Below are 26,588 nucleotides of genomic sequence, written 5' to 3'. Positions count from 1 at the left end.
ATCTATTATCCCTGTAAATCAATTGCTTACAGGCGCGTTTCATAACGGATAAGCAATGCTTTTCCGCGCAAATTCAGTATTGCGGTAAAACGCTTGATACGGCTTGGTAATTAATTGCGCGGATTTTAGCATTTTACTGCACGTAACAGTAGAGCGAAATTACATACTCCCTACCGCTTAATTTGCTATGCGACCACTCACTGCTTTTTTTCATGCATACACACTTTCACATCGTTAACCTATTTCAAACATTGTTGTACACACCGTTTACAACACAAGTGACAGACCCTTTTTATAAACCCTATTTATAAAAATAAGGACAACGCCCTGTGATATTGTTTCTAATTTGCGTAGCCGCGCTTATTGCTGGCTACTTTATATATGGCGCCTTTGTTGAGAAGGTATTTGGCGTCACACCAGCACGCCCCACTCCTGCACATAGCCAAAAAGACGGCGTAGACTTTGTTCCCATGTCTACACCGAAGGTGTATCTCGTTCAGCTTCTGAACATTGCTGGCGTAGGCCCTATATTTGGTCCTATTATGGGTGCACTATATGGCCCAGCTGCCATGCTTTGGATTGTATTAGGGTGCATTTTTGCCGGCGCTGTTCACGACTATTTCTCAGGCATGCTGTCAGTTCGCAACAATGGCGAATCTGTGCCTAGCTTATCTGGCCGTTATTTGGGCCGAGGCGCTAAGCACTTTATGAACTTGTTCGCTATTGTGCTGCTTCTACTGGTAGGTGTAGTTTTTGTCTCAGCGCCCGCAGGCATGATCACAAATCTCGTTAATGATCAGACATCATGGCATGTTGAAGTTGGCACTATGGTCGCCATTATTTTTGCCTACTATATTTTGGCTACCATTGTTCCTGTAGATAAAATTATTGGTCGTTTTTATCCGTTTTTCGGAGCCCTTCTTATTTTCATGTCGGTGGGATTATTAGCCGCGGCCAGCTATTCTGACCAGCACTCGATACTTAGCAAATTCACGGCAAGTGATATGCTGACGAATTTAAATCCTAACGATATGCCTCTTTGGCCAGCGCTCTTTATCACTATCGCTTGTGGCGCTATCTCTGGATTTCATGCCACCCAGTCCCCGCTTATGGCTCGCTGTATGGAGAACGAGAAGAACGGACGTTTTGTGTTTTTTGGTGCGATGATAGGTGAAGGTGTGATTGCCCTTATCTGGTGTGCCATTGCCCTTTCTTACTTCGACAATTTAGAAGGACTATCGGCAGCTATTACCAATGGTGGCCCTGGAAACGTTGTCTATGCCTCATCATTCGGTCTTTTAGGTGTTGTTGGTGGCGTACTGGCTTTTCTTGGCGTGGTTATTCTTCCTATTACGTCTGGCGACACCGCATTTCGCTCAAGTCGTCTTATCATGGCCGAGTACTTTAACGTTGAACAAAAAGGTATACGTAACCGCTTGTTCATGGCCGCCCCATTGTTTGTGCTTGGCGGTATTCTTACCCAAGTCGATTTCGGCGTTATTTGGCGCTACTTCGGATTTGCCAACCAAGCAACAGCCGTCATGATGCTGTGGACCGCGTCTGCATACTTACTAAGACATAATAAACTGCACTGGATAACTACAGTACCAGCAATATTTATGACGGCCGTTTGCGTTACCTTTATTCTAAACAACGACACCTTGGGTTTCGGTATGGCGATGAATGTATCGACAACCATCGGGCTTATCGCATCGCTAATCACCACGGTTTACGTCATTCGAATTTCCAAGGGGAAAGGTGAAGCGCCGCTTGAGCCATCATCTGTGAATGTTGAAAAACCTTCCCAACCGGTAGACGCGTAACTACCTACACTAAACACGTGTAATATGATGAGCCGCCCTTTATATAGGGCGGCTATTTATTTTGTACTTTTGACATGGGTTATAATGAGGCTCATTTTTAATCGGCGGTAATATTGGCAAGCATGGAACTCATACTTTCGCTACTTCAACAAATGTGTGTGTATCTTGTGCTTGCATATATGCTGAGTAAAACACCGCTTTTTCTTCCTATTCTCAGCATTTCTTCTCATCGCAAACACCGGTACTTGGTGTATGTAGTTTTTTCTTCCTTTTGTATTCTGGGCACGTATTTTGGTCTGCAAATAGACGACGCCATTGCCAATACCAGAGCCATTGGGGCAGTTATAGGAGGATTACTAGGCGGTCCAGTAGTTGGGTTTGCCGTAGGATTGACCGGCGGCCTCCATCGTTACTCATTGGGTGGTTTTACTGATGTTGCCTGCGCTATTTCCACCACGCTGGAAGGTCTTATCGGCGGCCTCATGCACGTTTACTATGTTCGCCAGAACAAAAGTCTAGATCTTTTCAACCCATGGAAAGTTGGTGTCATTACCTTCATAGCAGAGTTGTTTCAGATGGCTATACTGCTTACCGTTGCTGAGCCTTTTGAAAAGTCTTACGCACTGGTCAGCGCTATAGCCGCACCTATGGTTATTGCAAATTCTGTGGGGGCCGCACTTTTTATCAGTATCTTATCTGACAAAAAAACGATTTTTGAAAAGTACTCTGCCACTTTTTCACGACGTGCACTATCCATAGCAGATCGCTCAGTGGGCGTGCTCACATCTGGATTCACCCCAGTTAATGCAGAAAAAGTAGCACGTATTATCTATGAAGAAACGAATGTGGGTGCGGTAGCGATTACTGATAAAGAAAAGATTCTGGCGTTTATCGGAACGGGTGCCGATCATCACCTACCAAACACCCCCATATCGTCATCAAGTACGATGGAGTCACTGAACAATAACAAAATAGTCCATTTAGATGGCGCTGAGCGCCCATATCAGTGCACATTAAACAAAAATTGTCCGCTGGGTTCAGTGTTGATTATTCCACTTCACTCTGGCTCTGAGGTGGTAGGTACTATTAAGCTTTACGAACCCAAACGGAAGTTTATGTCGACGGTTACCCTGTCAATGGCAGAAGGCATCGCTCAATTGCTGTCTAGTCAAATTGTTTACGGCGCATATCAGCAGCAAAAAGATCTGCTCTCACAGTCTGAAATCAAACTGCTACATGCACAGGTCAATCCTCATTTCCTATTTAACGCGCTCAATACGATTAGCGCTATTATTCGTCGCGATCCCAAAAGGGCCAGAGAGCTCGTGCTAAGCTTGTCACGCTTTTTTAGAATAAACCTAAAGCAAAACACCGCGGTGGTGACACTAAAAGAAGAGATTGACCACGTTAATGCTTATCTGGCAATCGAGAAGGCGCGTTTTGCCGAACGCCTACAGGTTGCCATCAAGTGTGACGATGCTGCCATGTCAGCGCTTCTACCAAGTTTTACGTTACAGCCACTGGTAGAGAACGCGGTTAAACACGGTATCGCCCAACGAATAGAGGGTGGGCATTTAACTTTGAATGTACGATGTACAACAGATAACCATATTCACATTCTCGTTGAAGATAATGCTGGCTTGTATAAACCCAAAAAAGAGCAACACGCAGGTTTAGGGATGGATATTGTAGATAAACGGCTTATTCATCAGTTTGGTCAACAAGCAGGCCTGGTGATCGAATGTCGAACTAACCAGTTCACTCGGATGTCCTTTTCCATTCCACACACTCATTACCATTCTCATCAGGGCTAACAATGACTAAGAACTCAGCATTTCGCGCGCTTGTTATTGACGACGAACCGCTCGCCAGAGAGGAGCTTTGCCAGTTACTCAACGAAACCAATGAAGTACAAGTCTTAGCCGAGGCCGCAAATGCCATAGAGGGGTTGGCATTAATTAAACAACACCGTCCGGATGTTATATTTCTTGATATAGAAATGCCCCAGCTCTCTGGACTCGATATGCTGGCTATGCTTGATTTAGACACCATGCCTTATGTTGTACTGGTCACCGCTTTTGAACAGTATGCCCTTCAGGCATTTGAAGATAACGCATTTGATTACTTGCTCAAACCTGTGGAACCAGAGCGGCTTGATAAAACACTTGCTAGGCTTAAAAAGAGAACTCAGCCCCAAACTGACATTGACGCTATTGCCTCCCCCACGTTAGTACATATTCCTTGCGTAGGTCATCAGCGCATATTACTGCTACCCGAATCTGATATTCAGTTTGCTTATAGCGATGTGGCGGGCGTACATGTTAGATCGCTAGAACAACAAGCAGACACGCAGCTCACATTGAAAATCTTAGAAGAGAGAACCGCGCTTGTTCGGTGTCACCGGCAATACTTGGTGAGGTTATCATGCGTTGCGGAAATTAAACTCTTGGATAATGGCCTTGCTACGCTTCTAATGAAGACGGGAGATTCAGTTCCCGTGAGCCGTCGATATCTCAAAAAGTTAAAGTCGCTGTTGCAGTTGTAAACTGTTTGAAATCTGCATTTTAAAAATAGAAACTAGCGTTGCTTCTTTTTTTTTTCACCCGTCTGAAAGCACGTCAGCGGGCTTGCTGTTAGCTTTCTCATTTAACTCAATTTTTTCGGTAGTATTCGCAATTGTTAGTTGTTCGTTCCACGCTCCAAGCCCGATTCTTTTCAAGCTAACTGATGGATAGATTCTGTCGGACCCAAAAACGTTTAAAACCCGCTAAGTGTAAACTGGGTCCACCACGCTGAAAGTAGGGTTTGCAAATTTCGCTTCGCTTTGTCCCACCCAAACTCCACGCAAATAATGCCTTTTTTGCCTCCTTTTTGCCTCTTCGGTTGTTAGCGCGACTTGCCCGAACTTCTCGCCAAACCTCGCCTAAAGCGTTGCTGAGCACTGCCTTTTCTAGAGTTAAAGCTACTACACGAAGTACATAAAAAAAATGCGACGAAAGTATAAAAATAAAATTTTATGACGCATTTTGCTGTACCAAATCAAACAATTTTTCAGCATGTCCATGAATTTTCCAGACCACACAACTGTACAGAAAAAATACAAAAAAACACGAAAAATTAAACTTTTTCTAAAAACACACTAAAAATAATTAAAGCAATAAATCAAAGTCTAGGGAGACTACAATGTTTACAAACCACAAACTGGCAAAGTCGGTGAGACTTGCCTGCGCCTTTGGCGCTGCCGCATCGTTGGCATTTTCTGGTAGTATTTATGCCCAAGATGACGTCGAATCAGAGGAAGAACCGGTTGAGAAAATCGAGGTTACTGGTTCGCGTCTACTTTCTAACCCAAATGTTGCAGCAGCAACTCCTGTACTGAGCGTATCAGGCGCTGAAGCAGCTGCTCGCGGTAACTTACGTGTAGAAGATTTCGTTAACGTGCTTCCGCAGGTGTTCGCAGGCCAAGCATCAGAAGTTTCGAATGGTTCAACAGGTACTGCAACACTAAACCTTCGCGGTTTAGGTGCGAACAGAACGTTAGTACTTATCGACGGCAAACGTCTCCCCTATGGATCCTCGGGTACCAGTGCTGCTAACGTCGACTTAGTTCCAACGCAAATGCTAGAACGTGTTGATATCCTAACTGGTGGTGCATCAGCGGTATACGGCTCTGACGCCGTCGGTGGTGTTGCAAACTTTATTCTTCGCGATGATTTCGAAGGTGTAGAGTTTGGTGGTCAGTTCAGCACAAACTACGCTGACAACGATAACGGTCTGTACGAAGGCGTGCTAAACGCTGCGCAGCAGCCTATTCCTGGTTCAACCATGGACGGCGATGAAACGCTTATTTACACAATGTTTGGCGCATCTTCTGCTGACGGTAAAGGCAACGTAACCATCTACGCATCGTATGAAGATCGTGAGGAAATTGTCCAGGCTGACCGAATTTTCTCAGCGTGTACGCTGGGTCAAAGCAATGGTGCATCAAGCTTCGAAGGCTTTGGTTGTGTAGGTTCAGCAAACTTCCGCTTGTTTGGTGGCCCGGGTGGTTTTGCGTTCCAAGAAGAAAATGGAAACATCATCTCTTACGCTGGCGGCCCAACACAAACCTATAACTTTGGTGCAACCAACTTCTTCCAACGCCCTTCTGAGCGTTACCATTTCTATGCGAAAGGTGACTATGAGCTTGCAGACGATTTAGAAGCTTACGCAGATTTTTCATACATCAACAACACGAGTGATGCTCAGATTGCACCAAGTGCCTCGTTTGGTATTGGCGCATACGACATCAACTGCGGAAACCCATTCATCCAAGGTAACAGCGGCATAGCGTTCACTGACATTTTCGGTTGCTCGGCTGACGATATTGCAAACGATGTGATCGTTAGCGGAATCACTGCATCTCACCGTAACGTTGAAGGTGGCTCACGTAATTCTCGTTTAGAGAACAGCGCATGGCGCTTCGTTGGTGGCCTAAATGGTTTCATCGATGACATCTGGGCGTGGAACGTATTCGGTCAAATCTCTGAAACTCGCGACCAGAGTTCAGCAACGAACGATTTTGTTGTTGCGAATTTACAACAAGCCCTGTTAGCAACCACTGACGAAAACGGTAATGTTGTTTGTCTTGACCAGTCTGGCGGCTGTGTACCTTACAACATCTTCCAACGCCCTGGCGGCGAGAGCTCTGTCACGCAAGACCAGTTAGATTTCATCCAAGGTATCGGTATCGTAAACGGTGAAACATCACAAAAAGTTTTTGGCGCGGATATCCAAGCTAACTTAGGCGATTACGGCATTAAGATCCCTACTGCTGATGATGGTATTGGCGTGCTGTTTGGTGTTGAGTATCGCAAAGACGAACTTGCTTCATCACCTGATGAAATCAGCCAAGTTCAGGGCGGTGGTTTCACCGGTGTAGGCGGTGCAACACTTGCCGTTTCAGGTAAAATCGAAGTTCGCGAATTCTTCACAGAGGTTCAAGTACCACTTGTTTCTGGCGCAGAGTTCGCGGAAGAGTTAGTACTAAGCGCGCAGTATCGTTTCTCTGACTATGACGCAGACGGTAACGGCACGACTAACAGTTTTGACACCAATGCCTACGGTTACCAATTAGCGTGGACACCAGTAGATGATGTTAAACTACGTGCACAATTCCAGCGCGCTGTTCGAGCGCCTAATGTAATTGACTTGTTCACGGGTCAAAACACTGGTCTACCTAACTTAAGCCCAGCGGGTGTTGATGCAAATGGTGAGCAGCTATACGATCCATGTGCGGGAAGCAACCCTATCGCGACGCTTGAGACCTGTGCAAGAACAGGTGTGACAGCAGCGCAATACGGTAACATCCTTGACGTTATCTCTGGTCAAACACAATCACTAACAGGTGGTAACCCACAACTATCTCCTGAGACTGCAGATACCGTAACCTTTGGTGTTGTAATTACACCAGCAAGTATCGAAGGTCTTTCGATTACGTTGGATTACTTTGATATTGAGGTAGAAGATGCGATTTCTGCTGGTATTCCAGCTCAAACAATCTTCGACAACTGTCTAGATTCAGGTGACCCAACCTTCTGTAATCTAATCACGCGCTCTTCAGCTGGTTCACTTGCAGCAGGTACGTTTGGTGTTGGTTTCCAACAAACAAACTTAAACATTGCCACACTTAAAACTTCGGGTCTAGACGTCCAAGTAGGTTACAATTTCGACACAGAGCTGGGTGATGTGAGATTTGACTACGCGGCAACTATGCTAGATGAGCTAAGCACCGTACCATTCCCTGGTGGTGATACTGTTGAGTGTGCTGGCTTCTTTGGTAACGCGTGTGGCGCTCCTAACCCTGAGTATCGTCATAGATTTATGGCAACGTGGAATACCAACCTAGACGTTGATATTACTGCGACTTGGAGACACTTCGGTACAACTGATAACGATGATGACGGTGATACACTAGAAACTGGATTCAAAGCTATCAACTATCTTGATATCTCTGCTACTTATTTCATGAACGATAACTTAGAGTTCACGCTAGGTGTTCTTAACCTTCTTGGTGAGCAACCTCCAGTTTACTCTGGTGCAGGTCCAGCTCTTGGTAACGGTAACACGTACCCAACAGTTTACGACACTAGCACAAACTGGTTTGCTTCATTCCGAGGTAAATTCTAAATCCAAATCTCCCTTTGGACCTAAGCAAAAAGCCGTTTATGTTTAATAAACGGCTTTTTTATTTGGCCTAGTTTTATGAATCCCTCATTTACTTGTTAAGGGCTTCATCTCCCCTCATTTGAAGTATAAATATTCGCAAAAAGCGCAGGCTTATATTCGTATCTGACACTTTTCTCATAATAAGCACTCAGCTTGCAAAATCTCTTTCTCATCTCAATGCCATTTACTTAGCATGCTAAGCAAATAAAATAGTTAGCATGCTAAGTAAATCAACGGTTTTTACATGTCATTTTCAGAACCTATGCCACTCCAACTTATTGCGCTTTTTGCCCGCACTGCGCAAAAGTGCAGAAGAACTGTCACTGAATCGGTCGCTCATCTCGATCTTACAGAGTCTAGATGGCGCGTAATGATTCACATGTCATTACTTGGTGAGGGCTGTACGCAACAGATGGTGGCTGAAAGCTTGGAAATAGAAATGCCTAGCTTAACTCGCACAATTAAACAGCTCGAAACTACCGGGTTAATCAAACGCGTTACCGATACTAACGACAAACGAAGTCGCTTACTTTACTTCACAGATATGGGCAAAGGTCGAATGAATGATATCGAAAGTACATTGATGGCGCTGCGAGATGAAGTGTACGCAGGAGTATCTGAAGAAGAGTTACGCATTATGGCTAAATGTGTTCAAAAAATTGAAGTTAATGCCGCAAAATTATTGGAGTCACTTAAGTGAGTCAACGAACCCCAGATCAGGAATTTGCTAGGTACATAAAGCTGGCTTTGGTCGCTTTTGCCATCTGCTTTATCTACTTTATTATTGCAGATATACGCATGCCAATGACACCACAGGCGAGAGTCTATCATCAGGTCACGCAAATCTCTCCTCAGATAAATGGGCCGATAAATGAGGTGCTTGTCAAAAATAACCAAACCGTAAAGGAAGGGCAGGTTTTATTTGTCATTGATGAGACACCTTACCTAATTGCGCTAGAAAAGGCGCAAATTGATTTGGCAAATGTGGAGTTAGAGAACGCTCAGATAGATGCGAAAGCGGAAGCGATTAGAGCAAAGATAGAGGCTGCATCGGCGGTTTACGACGAACGCAACAGTGAATTTCAACGACTTAATTCCTTAGTTCAAACTAAAGCGGTATCTCAACAAAACGTGGACAAAGCGTACGCGCAACTTAAAAGCGCTGAAGCTGAAATTAGTGCGCTTGAAGCCGATCTAAACCAGCAAGTTGTTGCAAGAGGTAAGCAAGGTGACAAAAACCTAAAATATCTAGAAGCGGTAAATGCGGTTAAACGGGCAGAGTTGAACTTAGCCTATACCAAAATTGAAGCACCGCATGACGGCATAATGGCAAACATGCAGGTAACTCAAGGCACTTATGCTAAACAAAGTACGCCCCTTGCCTCAGTTGTCGATAACACACTAGATGTGGTTGCGGATTTTCGAGAGAAATCACTCGCCAATGTAAAAGAAGGCATTCGCGCTAACGTCGTTTTTGATGCACTACCGGGCAAAGTATTTGAAGCTAAAGTGGAAGAATTTGAAGCTGGTGTCAGCGACGGCCAACTCGCCGCCAACGGTACCCTTGCAAGCGTTGAAAAGTCGAATCGATGGGTACGAGATGCGCAGCGCCAACGTGTCCACATTAAGCTTGAAGAACAAGACATATCGTTAAACCACCTCACCAGTGGCGCTCGCGCTACCGTGCAGATAGTTCCAGACAACCCTATTGAAAGTGTGGCAGCGAACATTCAAATTCACTTTATAAGCCTGCTGCACTTCATTTATTAGACTTAAATTATGGATTCACAGCTAAGTAAAAATGATGTCCAGCAGATGCTTAGGATCGCCTCCGGCGCCACGTTGGGCTTTGCTATATCGAAAGCGCTGGATTGGCCTAATCCGATATTTTTTACCTTGTACCCTATTTTGTTGCTTGGACTGGTAGCCGTTTTAAATGGTCACATTATTCGACAATTTCTTGCCGCAACTATCTTTCCGGCGGCGGCTGTTTTAGTGGTATACGGCTTGTTCGGAAGCCACCCATTGCTGATCACGCCGCTAATCGCCATCACTTTCGCTTTTCTGTTTTGGCAAATGAGTAAAGGTACGCTGTATTTATTCGGTGCGTTTTCCCTTGTAGGACTTTCGCTGCAGCTACACTTTGCCAGCTACAGCAGCGATGGAATAGATATCTACGCATTAGTGATATCAAACATCGGTGCAATTCTGTTGGCATTAATAATTGCATTCGCTTTGCATATTGTTTTTCCCGATGAAGAGCCGCGCACGCCTTTGCCCAAAGCGGCAAAAGATAAAGCAAGTATTCGCCACGAAGTCATATTATGCACCACTGTCGCCACGCTATCGTTTGCTGTATTTCAAACCTTCGACTTAGTAGATTCGATATCAGCACAAGCTGCAAGTGTATTGATTCTTTTTCCACTGTGTTGGAAAGGAGCCACATTGAGTGGCTGGCAGCGAGCGCTGGGCACGCTAATTGGATGTAATCTTGCCCTGCTCGCCCAGCTTATTTTGCTCAATTACAGTGACACGTTGTTTTTCGCAAGTTTCAGCTTATGGATATTGGTATTTTTCATCAGCCGCCAGCATGTGCTTAGCGGTGGTGGTGCTGGCACTGGCTTTGGCGTACTTACCACATTTGGCATTTTGTACGGCCAGTCACTCTCTCCACAACAGGATATTATTTATAGTGCGCTGTATCGCTTTTCATCGGTAGTCGTAGCTATTGCACTTAGCCTGTGCGTTATTTATGTCGTACACAGTCTACTTAACAAATTCCAGCCTACACGACACCACACGTTTACTTAAAAGACCTGTAGTTATAACGCTTACTGGTTAAAATTTGTGGACGAAAAGTTGATTTGCTACTTCTAGGGCTTGTTGACCTTTGGTGTACAAATTTTGGTCTAAATGGAAGCCTTTTAATCGCGAAACAGTCCTGCAAGCCTAGCGGGCTAGGTTAAAGGACTGTGACAAAGAGTAAAAGGCTTCGACGATATCGTCGAAGCCTTTAGGCGAGCAGAGGAAGCCCTTTAGATCGCTAAGGATAGAGAAGGACCTTAATCATTCCGGCTCTATGAAACCGCAACCACTGCCTTTCGCTTGTCTTCTTTTGAAAATTGCAGCGCGTTGTTCAAATTATCGAATTCAAACACGTTAGGTATTTCGACAACCAACGTTTGCGCAGCAACTTGCTCAAGTAGAGCCTCACCGTCTTTCACCAAACGCTGCCACTGTGACAAATCGCCATAATCATGCAGCGCGCCTAGCGCTATCTCATGATAAGAAATAGTACGCGTGAAAGGCGCATCAACAGGCACTTCAATACGACCTAGAATACTCACTACGTGACCATTAGCTTCAAGAAGCGGTACAAGTGACGCCGCATAGTCTGGCCCGTTTGCGTCAAAAAGCGCGTAAAAGGTTTGCCCTTCAGGCTTACCGCGATGGATGGCTTTTACGCCCATCTCATCGGCTTGCTCTTGCGAAAAGCTCCTTGAGATAACATGTACATTAAAACCGGCCTGAGAAAGCATTTGCGCCAGCAATTTGTTAACGGCGCCCATACCGCTGACTAACACGTCAGCCCCCTTTCGGACCGGCACTTTACTGAACGCTTGCCAGGCAGTAAGCATTGGACATGGCAACGCAGCAGCTAGTGCAAAATCAACGCTTTCCGGCACGACTATTACACGGCTAGCATACACTTCACTATGATCGGCAAAACTTCCGTTTTCACCTAGGCTATGATGGTAAGCCACACGCTTACCCAATAGACTGTTATCAACGCCCTCACCTACAGCGACAACAACACCCGCACCGTCCACACCGGGAATATGCCCTTTTTCCCAGTCGCGCGGGTTATCATCGATAAACTTCCAGTCAACTGGGTTAATGCCAATAGCATAGTTGCGCACGACAATACGCCCTGCCTTCGGCTCAGAAAACTCGCGTACCTGCTTTACCAGCGATGCGCCAGCTTGTTCAAATTGCCAAACGTTAGCTTGCATAAAAGCTCCTTAATACAGTGATTTTTCCGATTAGTCCCACGCAGGTGAAAAATCTGGGTTGGCTTGACGGTCGCCACAATCTAGCGCGTCAATCTTTGCGATATCGTCAGCGCCTAAGGTAAGTTCAAGCGCTTTGAAATTGGTTTCCAGATTCTTGCGCTTAGTCGACGATGGAATAGTGACTAAACCATGGGCCAGCTCCCAGGCTACCACTACCTCAGCAGTGCTCACGCCGTGCTTATCTGCTATTGCAATGATGGTCTCGTCTTTTAGCACTTTACCAACAGCAAACGGCATATATCCTGTCACTGTGATACCGTGTTTCTCACACGCTGCACGCACTTTTTCATTAGTAAGATAAGGGTGTACCTCTACCTGATTCGTGGAAATAACGCCCTCGCCCAAGATACTCACCGCTTCTTCAATTTGTGCCACGGTAAAGTTAGAAATACCAATTTCTTTTGTGAGTCCCAGTTCCTTAACGCGCAGCAATTCACCTAGGTACTCTTCCATGCTTTCGCCGTTTTCCGGTGACGGCCAATGAATAAGTAGCAGGTCAACGTACGACAGTTGAAGCTTTTCCAAACTCTCTTTTACGCTATCCACAAAGCTTGCTTTATTCAGCTTGTCATTCCACACCTTGGTGGTGACGTAAAGGTCTTCACGTGCAACAAGATTATTTGCAATAGCGTCTTTAATAGCGCGACCTACCGCTTCTTCATTGCCGTAAATTTGCGCCGTATCAATGTGACGGAAACCCACTTCAAGTGCCATTGTCACGCTGTTATAGGCTTCATCGTCTTTTAAGCGAAACGTGCCTACACCTAGCGAAGGAATTTTAGATTGTGACTGATTTACATTCGGCATGATGCCTCCTTGTTGGTTCCGTTATTTATGAAAGTGAGGTAATACGTTGTCAGCAATGCGCTGCATCGCGTCTTCTACTGGTTGCGTATTACGTCTGAAGTGCAGGCCAATATGATCAACCCCCGCTTCTTTCATTGCATTGAGTTCTTTGATAAGCCCATTTACACCAGTTTCAACCCCGAATCGGTGGCGTTTTATGGGCGCTTCATCGTCTTCAACCAAATTAAGATGAATAAAGCTAACGTACGGCTTGTTGCCCGCGACATTTCGCCATAGTTCTACGCGCTTTGCATGGTCGTTCGGTGTACCTGGATACGCCAACCAACCGTCCATATTTTCTCCAACCCACTGAGGGCTTTGCTGAGCGAGCCCTGCAACGTACAAAGGCGGCGTGGTTGAGCGCGGTAACAGCGACATGCCAGGCTTAAGGGAATTCTCACCGTGCTTTACAATTTCCAGTGACTGCCTGAATTGCTCGCCGCGACTGTCAAAATCGACATCGAACAACGGATACTCAACCGGTCTATCCCCACTGGCTACACCGAGTATAAGGCGGTCGTTACTTAGCTGCTGCACCGTTGCTGCCGCCTTTTTAACAAGCCATGGCTGCCTAAGAGGTAAAACAACGGCGGCTGTGCCTAATAGAATATTGTCTGTGATACCTGCTAAATAGCCCAAGTAAGTGAAGGTTTCGAAAACCTGAGCCGCATCACCAAAGCTAGGGTCATAAACTGGCACATCTCGTACCCACGCTGCTTTAAACCCTAGTTTGTCGGCTAGTTGAATACGGCTGTGATGCTCGGTCATATCAGGTACGCCGAATGGCGTACCTCTTGTGGCGTCGAAATGCGCCCAGTCGTTATCTAGCGGAAGCTCTACACCTACTGAGAACGTATGTTGTGCAAGCTTATCAAAGGTATTTGTCGTCATTGTGACCTCCCTACGCGCTCGTTGCATTATTCGCCGTATTCGCAGTACTGAGTGCGCGCTTGTCTAAATAGCCGCTGTAACGTGTAACAAGTAACGCTGCAACAGAAATAATTGCACCAATCCACGCGGTATCAGATAACTGCATACCGTCTACAATGGCACCGCCTAGAATTGAGCCCACAGCTATTCCAATGTTAAATGCCGCGATATTTAAACCTGACGCCACATCAACAGCATTAGGGGTAAACTTCTCTGCTAATTGAACAACGTACACCTGAAGTCCTGGAACATTGCCAAAGGCAAAGGCGCCCCACACTAAAACGGTGATCACTGCGGCAACCTTACTGCCCATGGTAAACGTCAGGGCAAACAAGATGACTGCAAGGGCTGAAAAGATGATAGTTAACGCGCGGATTGGGCCTTTTTTGTCAGCAAGCTTGCCGCCATAAATATTGCCTACCGCGACAGATACACCGTAAACCAGCATAATTAAGCTGATGGCTGAGGGCGCAAACCCCGCCTCTTCCTGCAATATAGGAGCGAGATAGGTGAATGCCGTAAATGTGCCGCCATAGCCCAATATCGTCATTAGATACACTAATACCAGACGAGGCTGAACCAACACCTTCATTTGTTCACTCAAGGTGGCCGGTTTACTTTGTTTAAGGTTGTTCGGTACCAGCAGCGCACTGCCTATTAGCGCAAGTGTGCCAAGCGCGGAAACCACAAGGAAGGTTGCTCTCCAACCGAAGTTTTGACCAATCCAGGTACCCAAAGGTACGCCAGTAACCAAGGCTACGGTTAAGCCCGTAAACATAATGGCAATAGCACTGGCTTCTTTTTCTTTCGCCACTAGCCCTGTAGCAATAGTTGACCCTATGGAAAAGAACACACCGTGCGCTAAGCCTGTCAAAATGCGAGCTAAAATTAAGCTCTCGTAGCTAGGCGCTTGCCAAGCGAGAATATTACCAGCCACAAATAGCGCCATTAAGCTAAGCAGAACATGCTTTCTATTCCACTTTCCCGTAAGGGCGGTAAGAACCGGTGCGCCAACGGCAACACCAACGGCATACAAGCTTACAAGTAAGCCTGCGCTCGGTAACGTAACGCCAAGATCAGTAGCAATGGTGGGGACAAGCCCCACTATCACGAACTCTGTTGTGCCAATAGCAAACGCACTTAACGTTAACGCAAATAATGCAATAGGCATTTCAATTATCCTCAAAAAGTAATTAACGAGATGGCTTGATTAACAACGCCACCATTGGCTTCTAGAACGAACAACTACACCGTTTTTTGAAAGCCATTAATAAAGTGTGTACAGTTTGACGATAAATTTATTTGCAAAAAACAGCACTAATGACAAAATACTTTTGCGATATTTGAAAATATAAGGTGTGCGATGCCAGTCTCATCAAAAACTGAAGATTTAGAAGCGTTCCTAACCGTTGTGGATACAGGTAGTTTTTCCAGTGCTGCCAATCTACTCAATCAGCAGGTTGCAAAAGTGAGTAGAGCAGTTACCCGTCTTGAAGATGGCTTAGATGTAACCCTATTGAATCGCACTACCAGAAGGCTGGAATTAACAGAAGAAGGTGAGCTTTTCCTGCAATATGCCAGAGACGGGCTAAATATATTAGAAAAAGGTGAAGAAGCATTACGGCTATTAAAACGCGCCCCTTCTGGAAAACTTCGGGTCGATGCTGCGAGCCCGTTTGTGTTCCACCAGCTAGCGCCGTTAGTGGGTGAATTTCGAGAAGCATTTCCTGACATAACACTCGATATCACCAGTCACGACAGCATTATCGACCTGTTGGAACATAAAACCGATATCGCAATACGTATTGGTGATTTAAGCGACTCTAACTTGCACGCTCGACGTTTAGGAAAAAGTAAGCTGCATATTGTGGCAAGCCCACAGTATCTTGAAAAATATCCCATATCTGAAGGTGAGGATGGAATTAGCACGCTAAACAAACACAAACTGATTGGCTTTAGCGACTCACCAAGTCTAAATAAATGGCCGCTCAAGCAAGATATTAACTTGCAGTACAGTCTTCGTGCGTCAAGCGGCGAAACTATTCGCCAGCTGTGCTTGGCAGGTCAAGGTATCGCGTTACTTTCTCACTTTATGGTACACAAAGATATCAGTGCAGGCTCGCTGGTAGCGCTATTTCGCGACGATATCGTCAGTCCAAACCGTAGAGAGTCGGTACAAGCAGTGTACTACAAAAATAGTGCAGTATCGTCTCGTATCTCTGCGTTTTTAGATTTTATACAGCCTCGACTAACTCTTTAACTTACCTTTATTTCGCGTGGCCTTTACCTAATATTTTTTTAAGTGTGCTTTGGGGGAGGCCATTTACTATTAGCGCGGCTATCATCAATATTGCGCCGGCCATAACCATAGGCAGCAGCGTTTCTTTAAGCAATATCACAGAGCTTACATAACCCACTATCGGCGTAAGTGTACTAATAAGTACAATTTTATCTGGTGGCAATTTAGGCCCCGCTGCTACCATAAGCCCAAAGCCGAGACCCGTTGCCACTGGCCCAATGTACGCCAATAGTAACCAATCGCTTATATCGTAAGCCCCAAAATTAGGTGTTGGTTCAACTATCAGTGCAATAGCAAGCATGGCGAAACCTGCGATGGTAAACTGCCAGAAGACAGCTTCAATGACGCTTCCCTTCCACTTATGAAAAGACACTCTTCGAATAGCGACCGCCCACAATGCAGATGCCAGCAACATACCAAAGAGCGGTAGCCATGCGCCCGGTTGTCCCGAAGCAAATAAAATCATTGCACAGCCAATGGTAGATATACCGGTTAGAATTAATCGCTTAGAAGGCGGACGTTGCCGATACCATAGGGTGTCGATAAGCAGCATCCAAAGCGGTGTAGTGTAAATAAGAATACTGGCCGTGCCGGCAGGAATAAACTGCAGTGAGACAGTAATAAGCCCCATTGATAGGATAAACTGGAAAAAGGCAACGACAAACACCACCGAGCGATCTTTACGATTGAGCACCGGTAAACGTTTTTTGGTGATAAGTACAAACAGCGCGAGTACGGGAAGGCTTAACAAGAAGCGCAAGCACACCATCCATACAGGCCCTACAATCTCAAGCCCTAATTTCATGCCTGGCCAGTTAAGTCCTAAACACAACACCGCAACCAAAAGCATTTTAATGCCTTTTGATTGCTCTTTTTCCGCCACCGATGATGAAGACATGCGTTTTAAAAAATCCAATTACACGAACTGCGTTAAGAGAAGTTTCTACCGCCTGGTAAGCTGAATGTAGGCGGAGAATTTTGAGGGCGCAAATATAAGTGAATTAGCAAGGGATTAAAACCTTCCTGACCGTGTAATCACGCCAATTTATCGACCAAATGGTCAACTTTTTAAAACCTTGTGGAAACTTTGCTATACGGGTGGTTAATCACTGATAAACACTTTGACTTACAGGTACAATGCAACAGACAGCAGCTTCCGCTCCCCTTTTTCTATTTTGCTAACGCTGTGCATGTACTTATCTGGCCGAAAAAAGTAAATGCGGTTAAAGAGATTAAAGATGACTTTCTCTGCCCAAAATTGACCGCCGCGCTTCGGCTTTTTTAGTACTACATTAAATTTAAAGTAACGCCCGCTGCCCATAGGGTCATTATGTTCTAACACGCTATGACCCTCTTTGTAGGTAACCACATTTATGGCAAATCGTTTTGATGAGATTAAAGCCTTGTTGAGCACTTTAGCCATGCTATTTATACCTTGATTGATGGGGACGTGTTCTAATTTAAACACGCACGGCTATGGTCTGGAAGCGTATACTGAGTTCAGATAATGCTTTGATATACGCGAAACGTATATGCCTAGGAATACAAAAACTAGGCTAAGGTGGGATTTGTCCACTTCATGATTTTAGCGTTTTCTTTTTGTGCGCTGTTTCCATTACTCTTGTCATGCCCGTCATCATTATTTTTTACGGTGTAATAATTTTTGCGGGTTTCTATATGCTCAAACCCCGAGCTCTCATAAAGCGCAATAGCAGTATGGTTACTTTCACGCACTTCTAGCCACATTTCACGCATTGCATTTTTTACCGATGTCTCAATGACAAAATCAACTAAAGCGCGACCTACACCCTTGCCTCTTGCGCCACTGTCTACCGCAATATCCATCAGCGTAGCTTCATCAACGACCTCAAGCATGATGGCATAGCCAACAATCTTGTCATTTTCAAAGGCAAACACCCCGTAATAGGGTTTGGTGAAACAGTCTGCGAAGGTACTTAGTTTCCAAGGCGACACTTGTGCCTCTTGATGGATAGCATGCGCAAGTTCAATGTGCTCGTTAAAGCCTTGTGGCGGTACGATTGTTAACTTCATCGACGCGACTACTGGCCGTTAGCGGAGTGGTTTAATTCGCGTGCTGCGCTGATAAGCTGCGCCCACAGTTCCCGTTTTTGCACAGCTGTGAGTTTAAGCGGTGTGGCTGGCAATATAATGGCCGTTTCGGTTACCGATAGCGTACGGCCAATCATTATGGTGCTAGCCCACTGTGACGGTATACCCAACTGAACACAGGCTAGCTGCAAGTCCTTCAGCCATTGCTGTGATTTAGCTTTCTGTTCGGCACTTAACGGGATACCTTCAGGCGATACCGGCCCTTTTGCGCCAATAGACTTTGTTAAAGACTCTTGCGAGGTAACCGCATTGTCGAAAGACGGCGAAATGTTGTGTGACTGTGAAGCACCTGTTTCGGTTTGCCCTGCTTTCCCGTCATTGTGCGACCCGCCAGGTGTGGAAAGTTTTGCTGCCCCGCCGTCTTTAGGCTTAGCCTTATCTTTCGTGCTACTGCCAACATTTGCCCGCAACTGAGCAAGCCGTGATTGCTTTTCTTCTTGAGATATTGGCTTTGAAGGCGGCTTATTGGTTTGAGCGTTTTGGCTGTAGGGTAACTGTGTCGATGAACTATTTGTACTGCCGACGTTGCGTTGTGCTGCATTGGCGTTGTTTTGTTTCGCTTGGTCTTCCTGCTTTAGCTCAGTGTAGGCGTCTTTGGTGATCCAAACCGGGATCCCCATTTCCTGTAAAACCGCCTGCTGATATGAAGTAAGAGACATTGCGCAAAAACACCTAACGTGGATAGTTCATTGTATTTGTTTAGTTTACTAAAGTTGCAGGCTTGGTTGAATAACTATCGCGTTCTTTTGCTCGGATTGTACCTGCTGTTTAATGCTCAAGCGTTAATTCATAAGCGTTGATTCTTAAGTATTATTCGCGAATTTATAATGCCTAGCCCTTGGTATAAGAGGAAATAAAACAGCTGCAGCAAATTAAGCACTAGCAACAGAAACCAAAAAAATTTAAGAAGAATTTAAGAAGAATTTAAGAAGAATTTAACAAAGAAACGATTTAGGATTTGAACGTAAACGTTCACAAGAAGAGAAAGTGGCAGGGGTGGAGGGACTCGAACCCCCAACCATCGGTTTTGGAGACCGCTGTTCTACCAATTCGAACTACACCCCTAGCGCGCTGTGCATTATACGGATGACATTAAAAAGGTAAAGCCTTTTTATCACTACCATGCACTGCATGCTTAATTAACACGCAATGCGCTGTTTTTTCAATCGAATAACACCAAATAGGCTTTATCCATCACCTGTGTTTTGTCTTATTGCCCGCTTTTAAACCGACTTCTATGCAGCGTCACTTTTAAATGCGGAGCAGTTTATGACCATTAAACTTTATTGGCGTTAAGCGCAGCAAACCACAGGTCATTAGTGATAGCGACAATCTCGGTGTGCAGATCAAATTTCGCTATCGCGTCGTGCTCATCGCTATTCATTAGCTTGGCGTAATGCTTAACGAGCTCTCTACTTTCATTGATTTCAAGTTTATTGATAAGGCAGCAACTTGCTAAATCGAAGTAGCGGTTTCCCATGGCGGCATATTCCCAATCAATAATTTTGAGTGAGTTATCTACGCTCAGTAATAAGTGATTAGTTAGCAAGTCATTATGACATAACACATAGTCGTCATCGTCTTGTTCACTTTTTATTACTTGTTTCCGCAATGATTGGGCTTTTAGATAAAGCTCACTGCTCATATCGAGCTGTGCAACATTAATATAATGCTGCCATCTTGATGCTAAATCTAATGGCCTAGCGGTAATGGGCAAAGAATGAATACGAGCGAGGGTGTTGGCCAGCTCAAGCATTGAAAGCGTCGCACTGTCACTGTGCTCTAGCCACTGCTCAACCCAGATGGTTTCATCATCGCTCAACCATATAGGTTGCGGCGCTACTCCCAACCTATAAAGCTGTTGCTGCAAAGCAAATTGGTGCGCACGACTAACCCCACTAAAGTCATCATCGCCCATCCATTTCACCGCTAAGTCGACAGGGTTATGATCCGACTTTGGTTGCCCACAACTTTGAAGGTTATTTGCAGTCAAGGGTAACTGACTATCTGCGAGCTCTTGAACGCGGTAAACGTGATTTACCGCTCCAGCAGGGTGTGACGAAATTTTCGCACTGTCGCTAAGATTAAGCGCCTTTTGCAGCGTGGCGATGATATCCAACCTGTTCACCTTGTTTTTTATATTGTACTAGCCACTGGTAATACCCAAATACCGCAAAACCAACATAGCCTAAGAACAGGCAAGCAGATAATGCATAACCCACTTGCAGGTATAAATAGGCGGACGCTAAATTGATGAAAAACCAATAAACCCAGTTTTGCAGGATTTTATGCGCCACCATAAATGTTGTGACTACACTCAATAAATTAATGCTCGCATCTAATAGTAGGTACTCACTATTGAACTGTGAGCCTGCCACCTCAGACAGAACCCAAGCGAGCAATAACATACTCGGCACAATGAGCAAATGAGCCCAGAGAGGCCAATGAAGCACTGGCTTAACATCGCCGTCTTCCGCCCCTTTCGACCACTGATAATAACCGTATCCCGCCATTATCATATAAAAGAAGTTAAGCGCAGACTGAAATGGCAAAGTCACCTGCCAAAATAGCCAGGTGTAAATTGCGGTACTCACAAAGGCGCACAGCCAACACCAGCTGTTCTGTTTTGCGGCTAACAGCACATAGGCAATAGCGAGGACAACCGCTACCCACTCTAACAGTGAAGTAGCGGCAATTTGAGAAGTGAACTCAGAAAAAAAGTTAGCCATTAAGATGATTTTCTAGATTGCATGGCATCAAAATTTAAAAACTTAGCAACGAAAATAGCCTGCCCCACTTCTTCATGGGTCCTTTGCATTTCTTCACCAAGTACTTTCATAACCACACCATAGTCACCTGTAACCTGCGTGCTGGTTGAACTTGTTGAAACTGCAATATCACTATAGCTATTTAACCTATCAATGAAATCTTGAATAGGTGGAATGTATTCGTTAACCAATGGGTACAACGACAGTTCAACCATAACTTGCATGTCTGTTTCCTTTTATTTTAAAACGCGTACTTAACAGTAACGCCAAACTGACGACCGTTACCTATTTGGTAATATGGCTCATCGAAGGCATACTCATCGCGAGGGTCGTTGCTGAAACCACCGAATCCACGGGTGTAGTACTCACGATCAAACGCATTTTGTACCCACAGTGATGTCTGCCAATCACCGTGTAACACCACAATCTCCGAATTAACCAGCGTAGTACTTGGCGAGGTTACATCATGGCCGTCAGAAAAACGGTATTCGCTTTTGTAATCTACATCTACACGCAAAAGCATGTTATCTGTAAGTGCGTACTCACTATACAGGTTTGCGGTCCACTTAGGTGATTGAGCCTGTCTTTGCTCAGACACTTCAGTACCGTCTGCAAGCGTATACCCTTCAAAGGTAGCGCTTAGGTAACCAACGCTTGCATCTAGCTGCCATGCATCACTAGCAATCCAGCTAAGCTCCAGCTCGGCTCCTTTGTTTGTTCCTAAATCAGCATTATCAATAATGTCTACGAACCCTGCCGTACCGTCATCACGAGTGATAACGTCAAAATCGCTCACCTGAGTATCTTTTCTATCCATATAGAAAATTGCAGCACGAGCAATTAGGTCAGGCGTAAGTAATGGGCCCTTTACGCCTATTTCGTAGTTCCAGTTATATTCTTCGTCGAAGAATCGCTGATTGTCATTCACGCGGCTGTCGGGGTTAAAGCCTGCACCTTTATATCCGCGTGAAATACTGCCGTAATAGAAGTGATTGCCCTGCGTATACTGAAGCGCGACTTTCCCGCCTACCATGGTGGTGTCGAACGCGCGAGTAAGTTGGTTGTTATCAGCGTAATCAAAATCGTAGTTTTCGACTCTTAACCCTGCTACAAGTACTAAATTTTCGTTCAAACGACTTTCAGTCTGAGCATAGATAGCGGTCGTCGTAGGCGTGTATTCACTGGCAAAGTCACTATCCAAATAAGTGTATTGACGTAGCAGCTTTTCTTCCGTGCTTTTATAAAATACGCCTATTGTCCAGTCAGTCATACCATCAAAAAGTGCGGCACTGTCAGACGACACGAAACGCATCTCGCCGGTCTGTGTTTCTACATCGCGATAATAGGCGTCAAAAGACGTGTAACCCCACGGGTGAAACCCTGTGAATGTCCAGTCTTCATCGTAGCCATAAGCAATATTGTGAGAAGCATGGGTGGCAATTAGAATAAAGTCGCCCGCTGCTGTATTGGTTGTAGAGCGCGCGCTAACAGCGTGGGTTTGGTGTTCGTCAAATCCAGGTTCATCAGACAGCGTTTTGTTGTCATTGTCTAGCGAGAATGCATCGTAACCGTTATCGATATCGTACCAGCGATAAGTAAGCGCAAGTGTGGTTCGCTCATCTACACTACCTTCAACGGCAAAGCGCAGTGCGGTTTCATCGATATTCGCGGTGTCGCTTCTATTTAAGAACGTATTCTCTACAAAGCCATCACTGCGATTATGAACCAGCGCAACACGATAGCCCCAATCCGTGTTGATATCATCACCAGTGGCGCCTTCAATACGGTAACTCTCTTTGTTCCCAATGCGGGCTTCAACGTAGTCAGGGGCGTCGCTACCCACGTCATTACTGGAGAGTTTAACCGCTCCGGCCAATGCACCTGTGCCGTATAAGGTAGCCTGAGGTCCGCGATACACCTCTAGTTGTTTAGTATCAAAAATAAGACCTGCCGCAGCAAGGCCTGAAAAATCAAATTCATCGACGATAAAGCTTACCGAAGGATTGATAGGCTCGGCGAACTGACTACGCTCTCCAATACCGCGAATTTGCACGAAGCGGCCGCGAGACGCACCAGCTGCAAAGTTCACGTTTGGAATACTGTTTAGCACACTGTCGATATGGCTCGGCTGTCTACTGCGAAGACGCTCTTGATCTAAAATGGTCGCGCTAGCACTTAACTGGTCGAGTGTAGTTTGACGAAAATCACCAGATACGATGACGCGCTCAATATCTGATGGCGTGCTATCTGAAGTGTTACTTACATTGGTTTGTTGCGCATAGGCCGCAACGGAACTAGCAAGCAGTGAAAGTGTGAAAAGTGTTTTATACATGGGATCTCTTATTCTTATTTAAGAAAAAAGATCCGGGTCTAACGGCAGGTGATAAGGCTATATTGTGAACCATCCCTACGCCGGTATTATCCGGATCAGGTTTAAGGGTTCCCACGAATGTGGATCTCAGACCGAAAACGGACACCCCTTGGTATAGTGTTGCGCTGCTAAAACTAGCAAACTCAACTTCTGCGACGGAGTCTACCAGTTCGATACACGCCGTCAAGCAGATAAGACGTTAAGCTAACGTAAGGTTTTATATATGATATAAGGCGTTAAAAGCTTAGGGCTATTCAGCGTCAATATTCATATTTAGGCGACGTACTTCATCGTCAGTTTGTGCTTTTAAACCTTCCAACGTTTTGCCGTGTGCGGTTGGTTGACGCGTATCAGGGTCAACTTTTACAAAAACGATATCGTCTGCAAAACAGATGGTTTTCTTGGTTGCTTTGTTGCGTACCAGGCAGCTTACGGTAATAGACGTACGGCCCACAGCTTTAGTTTCTAGACCAAACTCTACGATATCACCCTGCATAGCCGGTGATTCAAAACTAATTTCACCAATATGCTTAGTTACCAAGCAATTAGTCTCTAACTGACAAATAGCCCAAATTGCAGCTTCTTCGTCTATCCATTCTAACGCGCGGCCACCGAACAAAGAATTGGCGTAATTAAGGTCGTTTGGCATAACTAGACGCCGAGAAAGAAAGCGCATTCGAATTCCTCATTATAAATCGCTACTATAGCGTTAGATTATACCGAAAAAACTGATTCATGGCGCTAACTCAATTACGCGAATGGCTATTAGCCCCCTATTTTGAAAATAGCGGCGAAAATGGCTGCAAAAAAAGCTCTCACGCTTCACACTTATCAAACGTGACTTGCCCGCTTCACCGGAGAATGCTTGTAATATCTGGCAATGATGATTTTTGTGAAGCTGCCATACGTAGCGTTCAAGCCTTTGCAGATGAAGTTTCATCTATAAGCGTTGTGAATTTTGCTGGCGATACACTTAAGGGAAAGAACCGCAAACAAGTACTGGGGAGCGAATGTGACATTGCCACATTAGACTGTCGCGATACGTTCAAACCTGGCGACGTGATGGCAGTGGCGGGTATCGTTAAACGCAGTGGTTGTTTAATACTTATTTGCCCTGCTTTGAGTGAATGGGTTAACAATATTTCGGTCTCGTTCCTGTCGGAGGGGTTTACGCTTACACAAAGTCGATACCTCGAACGCTTTATAAAGCACCTGCGTAACAACGACTACGTGGCATTTCACACTGAAGAAAAAACCACACTTCCAGATACGGCTATGTACCGCATTAGCCAAGGCGTAACATCAAACGTCTATAGAGGCTCACTATTTAAATCAGAAGAGCAAGAGCAGGCATACAGTCGTTTATATCAAGCACACTCACTTAATAAACTAAACGCGCTGATTACCGCCCCAAGAGGCAGAGGCAAGTCATCATTATTAGGTATATTCATTGAAAGCCTAATCAGACAGGGTAAAAATGTACTATTAACCAGTGAACGCTATGATAATGTGAAGAACGTGCTTTCACGTATTCAACAGTACGAAATAGCAGGTGTCAGAACACAACAACCATCCACCGCTAACATTCAAACCCAACTAATCCTTGGTGATAAGAATGAGGCAGCGACGTTTGGCAGTGTAAAATGGGTGCCCCCTGACAGTGCCTTGTTATATACCACAGAAGATGAAAAGTACGACGTTGTAATTGTTGATGAAGCGGCTTCAATCCCCCTCCCGGATGTATACCGGATCATAGCCAACCACAAGCAGTGGGTGCTTAGTACTACGCTTTTGGGTTATGAAGGTTCAGGCAGTGGTTTTATTCACAAACTCATCCCTAGTTTACCGCCATCAGCTATCCATTTAAGACTATCAACGCCGTTACGATGGTTCGAACATGATCCCATTGAAGCCTTTTTCAAAACGACTTGTTTATTTGAGGACAGAGATGCGGCGCGCAATATTGGCGAGATTAATTTCAAAAACAGTATTAACCCACCGATAGATTACGATTTTTCCATAAGTTCGTTTAAAAGCATTTCCGAAGAGGCGCTTCAGCAAATAATGTCGCTACTTTCATTAGCCCATTATCAAACTACGCCCGATGATTTTATGCGCTTGATGGATAGCCCGGATGTACTTGTTGCCATACTTAAATTGAACGACAACGTGATAGGTGCTGCAATCATAAACGCTGAAGGTAGCGACTACCTGAACGATACCGCATTGGGGATTGCGTCTGGAAAGCGTCGTCCTAAAGGGCATTTAGGTGCACAGCGACTTACTCTGTTGTCTGCTGATGCAAAAACAGCAACGTTTAGATATTGGCGTATTAACCGTATTGCCGTCGATACGCTTGCGCAGAGTAAGGGTATGGGCAGTTACTTGCTACAAAGAGTTAGTGATGAAGCCAAGAAGCAAAGTATTGACGCTATCTGTACTTCTTATGGAACGACACTTAAGTTAGACAGTTTTTGGACAAGAAATGGATTTGAGATTGTAGACTATGGGCGAAAGCCTAATAAAGCCAGTGGCGAAACCAGTGCACTAGCGTTATATCCTCATTCCAACAGAGCAAAAAAACTGCTTTCTGAATTGGTAGCGCTAAAAGAGAGCTTTAAATTCGATAACCAGTTAGACAACGTGCCCATTAGCATACTGACAATCTATGTAGAAAAGTTAGTACATTTTACCCAAGGCACACGCACTTTAGATGATGTTTGGCCGATATTACATAAAATTGCGCGTTATGCAGAGACTCAGCCTACACCAAGCGCAAATACTCAACTGAACAAGCCAAATAACACAATACTGTATACGCTATGGCGTCTTGTTGAAATCATTAACACGAAGCGCTTTCTCAGAAAAGTACTTACACATTCAGATATGAATGCGAAGCAACTTGTTTCTACATTCAACGAAGAAAACCTAAAAGCAAGTGGGTTAAAAGAAGTCACTATTGTTATAAGAGAAGCACTTCTGCCTGCTTTCAAATAATAGAAAGTCTGTAGCCTGAAAGTACAAATAATCAGCTTGGCGTAGAGCCACTATACCTGCGTTAACAAGCCGCGATTACGAACATTTTAAATACCACTGAAAGGCTAATGATCTATGCGGATTGATGTTAAAGCCCTATAAATA

Annotated in this window: 22 protein-coding genes, 1 tRNA gene and 1 riboswitch; of the genes, 9 read left to right on the top strand and 14 right to left on the bottom strand. The window is 45.0% G+C overall.

Going from position 1 to position 26,588, the window contains the following annotated elements:
• Nucleotides 1-329 precede the first annotated feature (329 nt).
• From AWH61_RS02975 to AWH61_RS02945, 7 genes are all read left to right on the top strand, one after another.
• A complete protein-coding gene (locus tag AWH61_RS02975; protein ID WP_075176175.1) occupies nt 330-1,823 on the top strand; it encodes a carbon starvation CstA family protein in 1,494 nt (497 codons plus the stop codon).
• A 122-nt stretch (nt 1,824-1,945) separates the two neighbouring features.
• Nucleotides 1,946-3,637, top strand: coding sequence for a sensor histidine kinase (locus AWH61_RS02970; protein ID WP_039233207.1), 1,692 nt, complete (start codon nt 1,946-1,948; stop codon nt 3,635-3,637).
• A 2-nt stretch (nt 3,638-3,639) separates the two neighbouring features.
• A complete protein-coding gene (btsR, locus tag AWH61_RS02965) occupies nt 3,640-4,368 on the top strand; it encodes a two-component system response regulator BtsR (protein ID WP_075176174.1) in 729 nt (242 codons plus the stop codon).
• A 638-nt stretch (nt 4,369-5,006) separates the two neighbouring features.
• Nucleotides 5,007-7,991, top strand: a complete 2,985-nt coding sequence (locus AWH61_RS02960; RefSeq protein WP_075176173.1) for a TonB-dependent receptor plug domain-containing protein — start codon at nt 5,007-5,009, stop codon at nt 7,989-7,991.
• Between the two features lie 283 nt (nt 7,992-8,274).
• Nucleotides 8,275-8,730 (top strand): MarR family winged helix-turn-helix transcriptional regulator, encoded by a 456-nt coding sequence (locus AWH61_RS02955; RefSeq protein WP_014948722.1) that lies wholly within the window; start codon nt 8,275-8,277, stop codon nt 8,728-8,730.
• Nucleotides 8,727-9,800, top strand: coding sequence for an HlyD family secretion protein (locus tag AWH61_RS02950; protein WP_075176172.1), 1,074 nt, complete (start codon nt 8,727-8,729; stop codon nt 9,798-9,800). Before AWH61_RS02955 ends, AWH61_RS02950 begins: the two co-directional genes overlap by 4 nt.
• A 9-nt stretch (nt 9,801-9,809) precedes the next feature.
• Nucleotides 9,810-10,841 (top strand): DUF2955 domain-containing protein, encoded by a 1,032-nt coding sequence (locus tag AWH61_RS02945; protein ID WP_020743114.1) that lies wholly within the window; start codon nt 9,810-9,812, stop codon nt 10,839-10,841.
• A 266-nt stretch (nt 10,842-11,107) separates the two neighbouring features.
• Here AWH61_RS02945 and AWH61_RS02940 read toward each other — a convergent pair whose 3' ends face one another.
• From AWH61_RS02940 to AWH61_RS02925, 4 genes are read right to left on the bottom strand one after another with little or no spacing between them, the layout of a single operon-like run.
• The gene (locus tag AWH61_RS02940) at nt 11,108-12,043 is read right to left on the bottom strand and encodes an alcohol dehydrogenase catalytic domain-containing protein (protein WP_075176171.1); all 936 of its coding nucleotides are present in this window, start codon (nt 12,041-12,043) and stop codon (nt 11,108-11,110) included.
• A 30-nt stretch (nt 12,044-12,073) separates the two neighbouring features.
• A complete protein-coding gene (gene dkgB / locus AWH61_RS02935; RefSeq protein ID WP_014978653.1) occupies nt 12,074-12,910 on the bottom strand; it encodes a 2,5-didehydrogluconate reductase DkgB in 837 nt (278 codons plus the stop codon).
• A 21-nt stretch (nt 12,911-12,931) separates the two neighbouring features.
• Nucleotides 12,932-13,840 carry a TIGR03571 family LLM class oxidoreductase gene (locus AWH61_RS02930; RefSeq protein ID WP_075176170.1) on the bottom strand — a complete coding sequence of 303 codons (909 nt, stop codon included), beginning with the start codon at nt 13,838-13,840 and terminating at the stop codon, nt 12,932-12,934.
• Nucleotides 13,841-13,850: 10 nt separating this feature from the next.
• Nucleotides 13,851-15,050: an MFS transporter gene (locus AWH61_RS02925; RefSeq protein WP_075176169.1), complete on the bottom strand. Its 1,200-nt coding sequence runs from the start codon at nt 15,048-15,050 to the stop codon at nt 13,851-13,853.
• A 192-nt stretch (nt 15,051-15,242) separates the two neighbouring features.
• On the opposite strand from AWH61_RS02925, the gene AWH61_RS02920 reads away from it, so the two are divergent.
• Entirely contained in the window at nt 15,243-16,139 is an 897-nt protein-coding gene (locus tag AWH61_RS02920) for a LysR family transcriptional regulator (RefSeq protein ID WP_014948715.1), read from the top strand.
• A gap of 7 nt (nt 16,140-16,146) precedes the next feature.
• On the opposite strand, the gene AWH61_RS02915 is transcribed toward AWH61_RS02920, so the two are convergent.
• The 10 genes from AWH61_RS02915 to AWH61_RS02870 form a co-directional block, all read right to left on the bottom strand.
• Complete coding sequence (locus AWH61_RS02915) at nt 16,147-17,076, bottom strand: DMT family transporter (protein ID WP_014948714.1); 930 nt, start codon at nt 17,074-17,076, stop codon at nt 16,147-16,149.
• Nucleotides 17,077-17,304: 228 nt separating this feature from the next.
• Nucleotides 17,305-17,601 carry a 2OG-Fe(II) oxygenase gene (locus tag AWH61_RS02910; RefSeq protein WP_014975948.1) on the bottom strand — a complete coding sequence of 99 codons (297 nt, stop codon included), beginning with the start codon at nt 17,599-17,601 and terminating at the stop codon, nt 17,305-17,307.
• Nucleotides 17,602-17,729: 128 nt separating this feature from the next.
• Nucleotides 17,730-18,230 (bottom strand): ribosomal protein S18-alanine N-acetyltransferase, encoded by a 501-nt coding sequence (gene rimI / locus AWH61_RS02905; RefSeq protein ID WP_014948712.1) that lies wholly within the window; start codon nt 18,228-18,230, stop codon nt 17,730-17,732.
• A gap of 8 nt (nt 18,231-18,238) precedes the next feature.
• A complete protein-coding gene (locus AWH61_RS02900; protein ID WP_075176168.1) occupies nt 18,239-18,967 on the bottom strand; it encodes an alanine acetyltransferase in 729 nt (242 codons plus the stop codon).
• Between the two features lie 329 nt (nt 18,968-19,296).
• Nucleotides 19,297-19,373, bottom strand: a tRNA-Trp gene (locus AWH61_RS02895).
• A gap of 211 nt (nt 19,374-19,584) precedes the next feature.
• A complete protein-coding gene (locus AWH61_RS02890) occupies nt 19,585-20,436 on the bottom strand; it encodes a phosphotransferase (protein ID WP_249922591.1) in 852 nt (283 codons plus the stop codon).
• Nucleotides 20,393-21,037 (bottom strand): nicotinamide riboside transporter PnuC, encoded by a 645-nt coding sequence (pnuC, locus tag AWH61_RS02885; protein WP_014948709.1) that lies wholly within the window; start codon nt 21,035-21,037, stop codon nt 20,393-20,395. Before pnuC ends, AWH61_RS02890 begins: the two co-directional genes overlap by 44 nt.
• Nucleotides 21,037-21,300, bottom strand: coding sequence for a hypothetical protein (locus tag AWH61_RS02880; RefSeq protein ID WP_014948708.1), 264 nt, complete (start codon nt 21,298-21,300; stop codon nt 21,037-21,039). The genes pnuC and AWH61_RS02880 overlap by 1 nt, the downstream gene beginning before the upstream one ends.
• A 17-nt stretch (nt 21,301-21,317) precedes the next feature.
• On the bottom strand, nt 21,318-23,408 hold the full coding sequence (locus AWH61_RS02875) for a TonB-dependent receptor (RefSeq protein WP_075176166.1): 2,091 nt from the start codon (nt 23,406-23,408) through the stop codon (nt 21,318-21,320).
• Between the two features lie 55 nt (nt 23,409-23,463).
• Nucleotides 23,464-23,567, bottom strand: a riboswitch (TPP riboswitch).
• Between the two features lie 130 nt (nt 23,568-23,697).
• On the bottom strand, nt 23,698-24,123 hold the full coding sequence (locus AWH61_RS02870) for an acyl-CoA thioesterase (RefSeq protein WP_012517742.1): 426 nt from the start codon (nt 24,121-24,123) through the stop codon (nt 23,698-23,700).
• A 59-nt stretch (nt 24,124-24,182) separates the two neighbouring features.
• On the opposite strand from AWH61_RS02870, the gene AWH61_RS02865 reads away from it, so the two are divergent.
• Nucleotides 24,183-26,444: a tRNA(Met) cytidine acetyltransferase TmcA domain-containing protein gene (locus AWH61_RS02865; RefSeq protein WP_075176165.1), complete on the top strand. Its 2,262-nt coding sequence runs from the start codon at nt 24,183-24,185 to the stop codon at nt 26,442-26,444.
• Nucleotides 26,445-26,588: the final 144 nt, after the last annotated feature.

It is taken from the genome of Alteromonas sp. W12 (assembly GCF_001924945.1).
GTDB classification, from domain to species: Bacteria; Pseudomonadota; Gammaproteobacteria; order Enterobacterales; family Alteromonadaceae; genus Alteromonas; species Alteromonas macleodii.
This window is presented reverse-complemented; position numbering and strand designations above follow the sequence as displayed.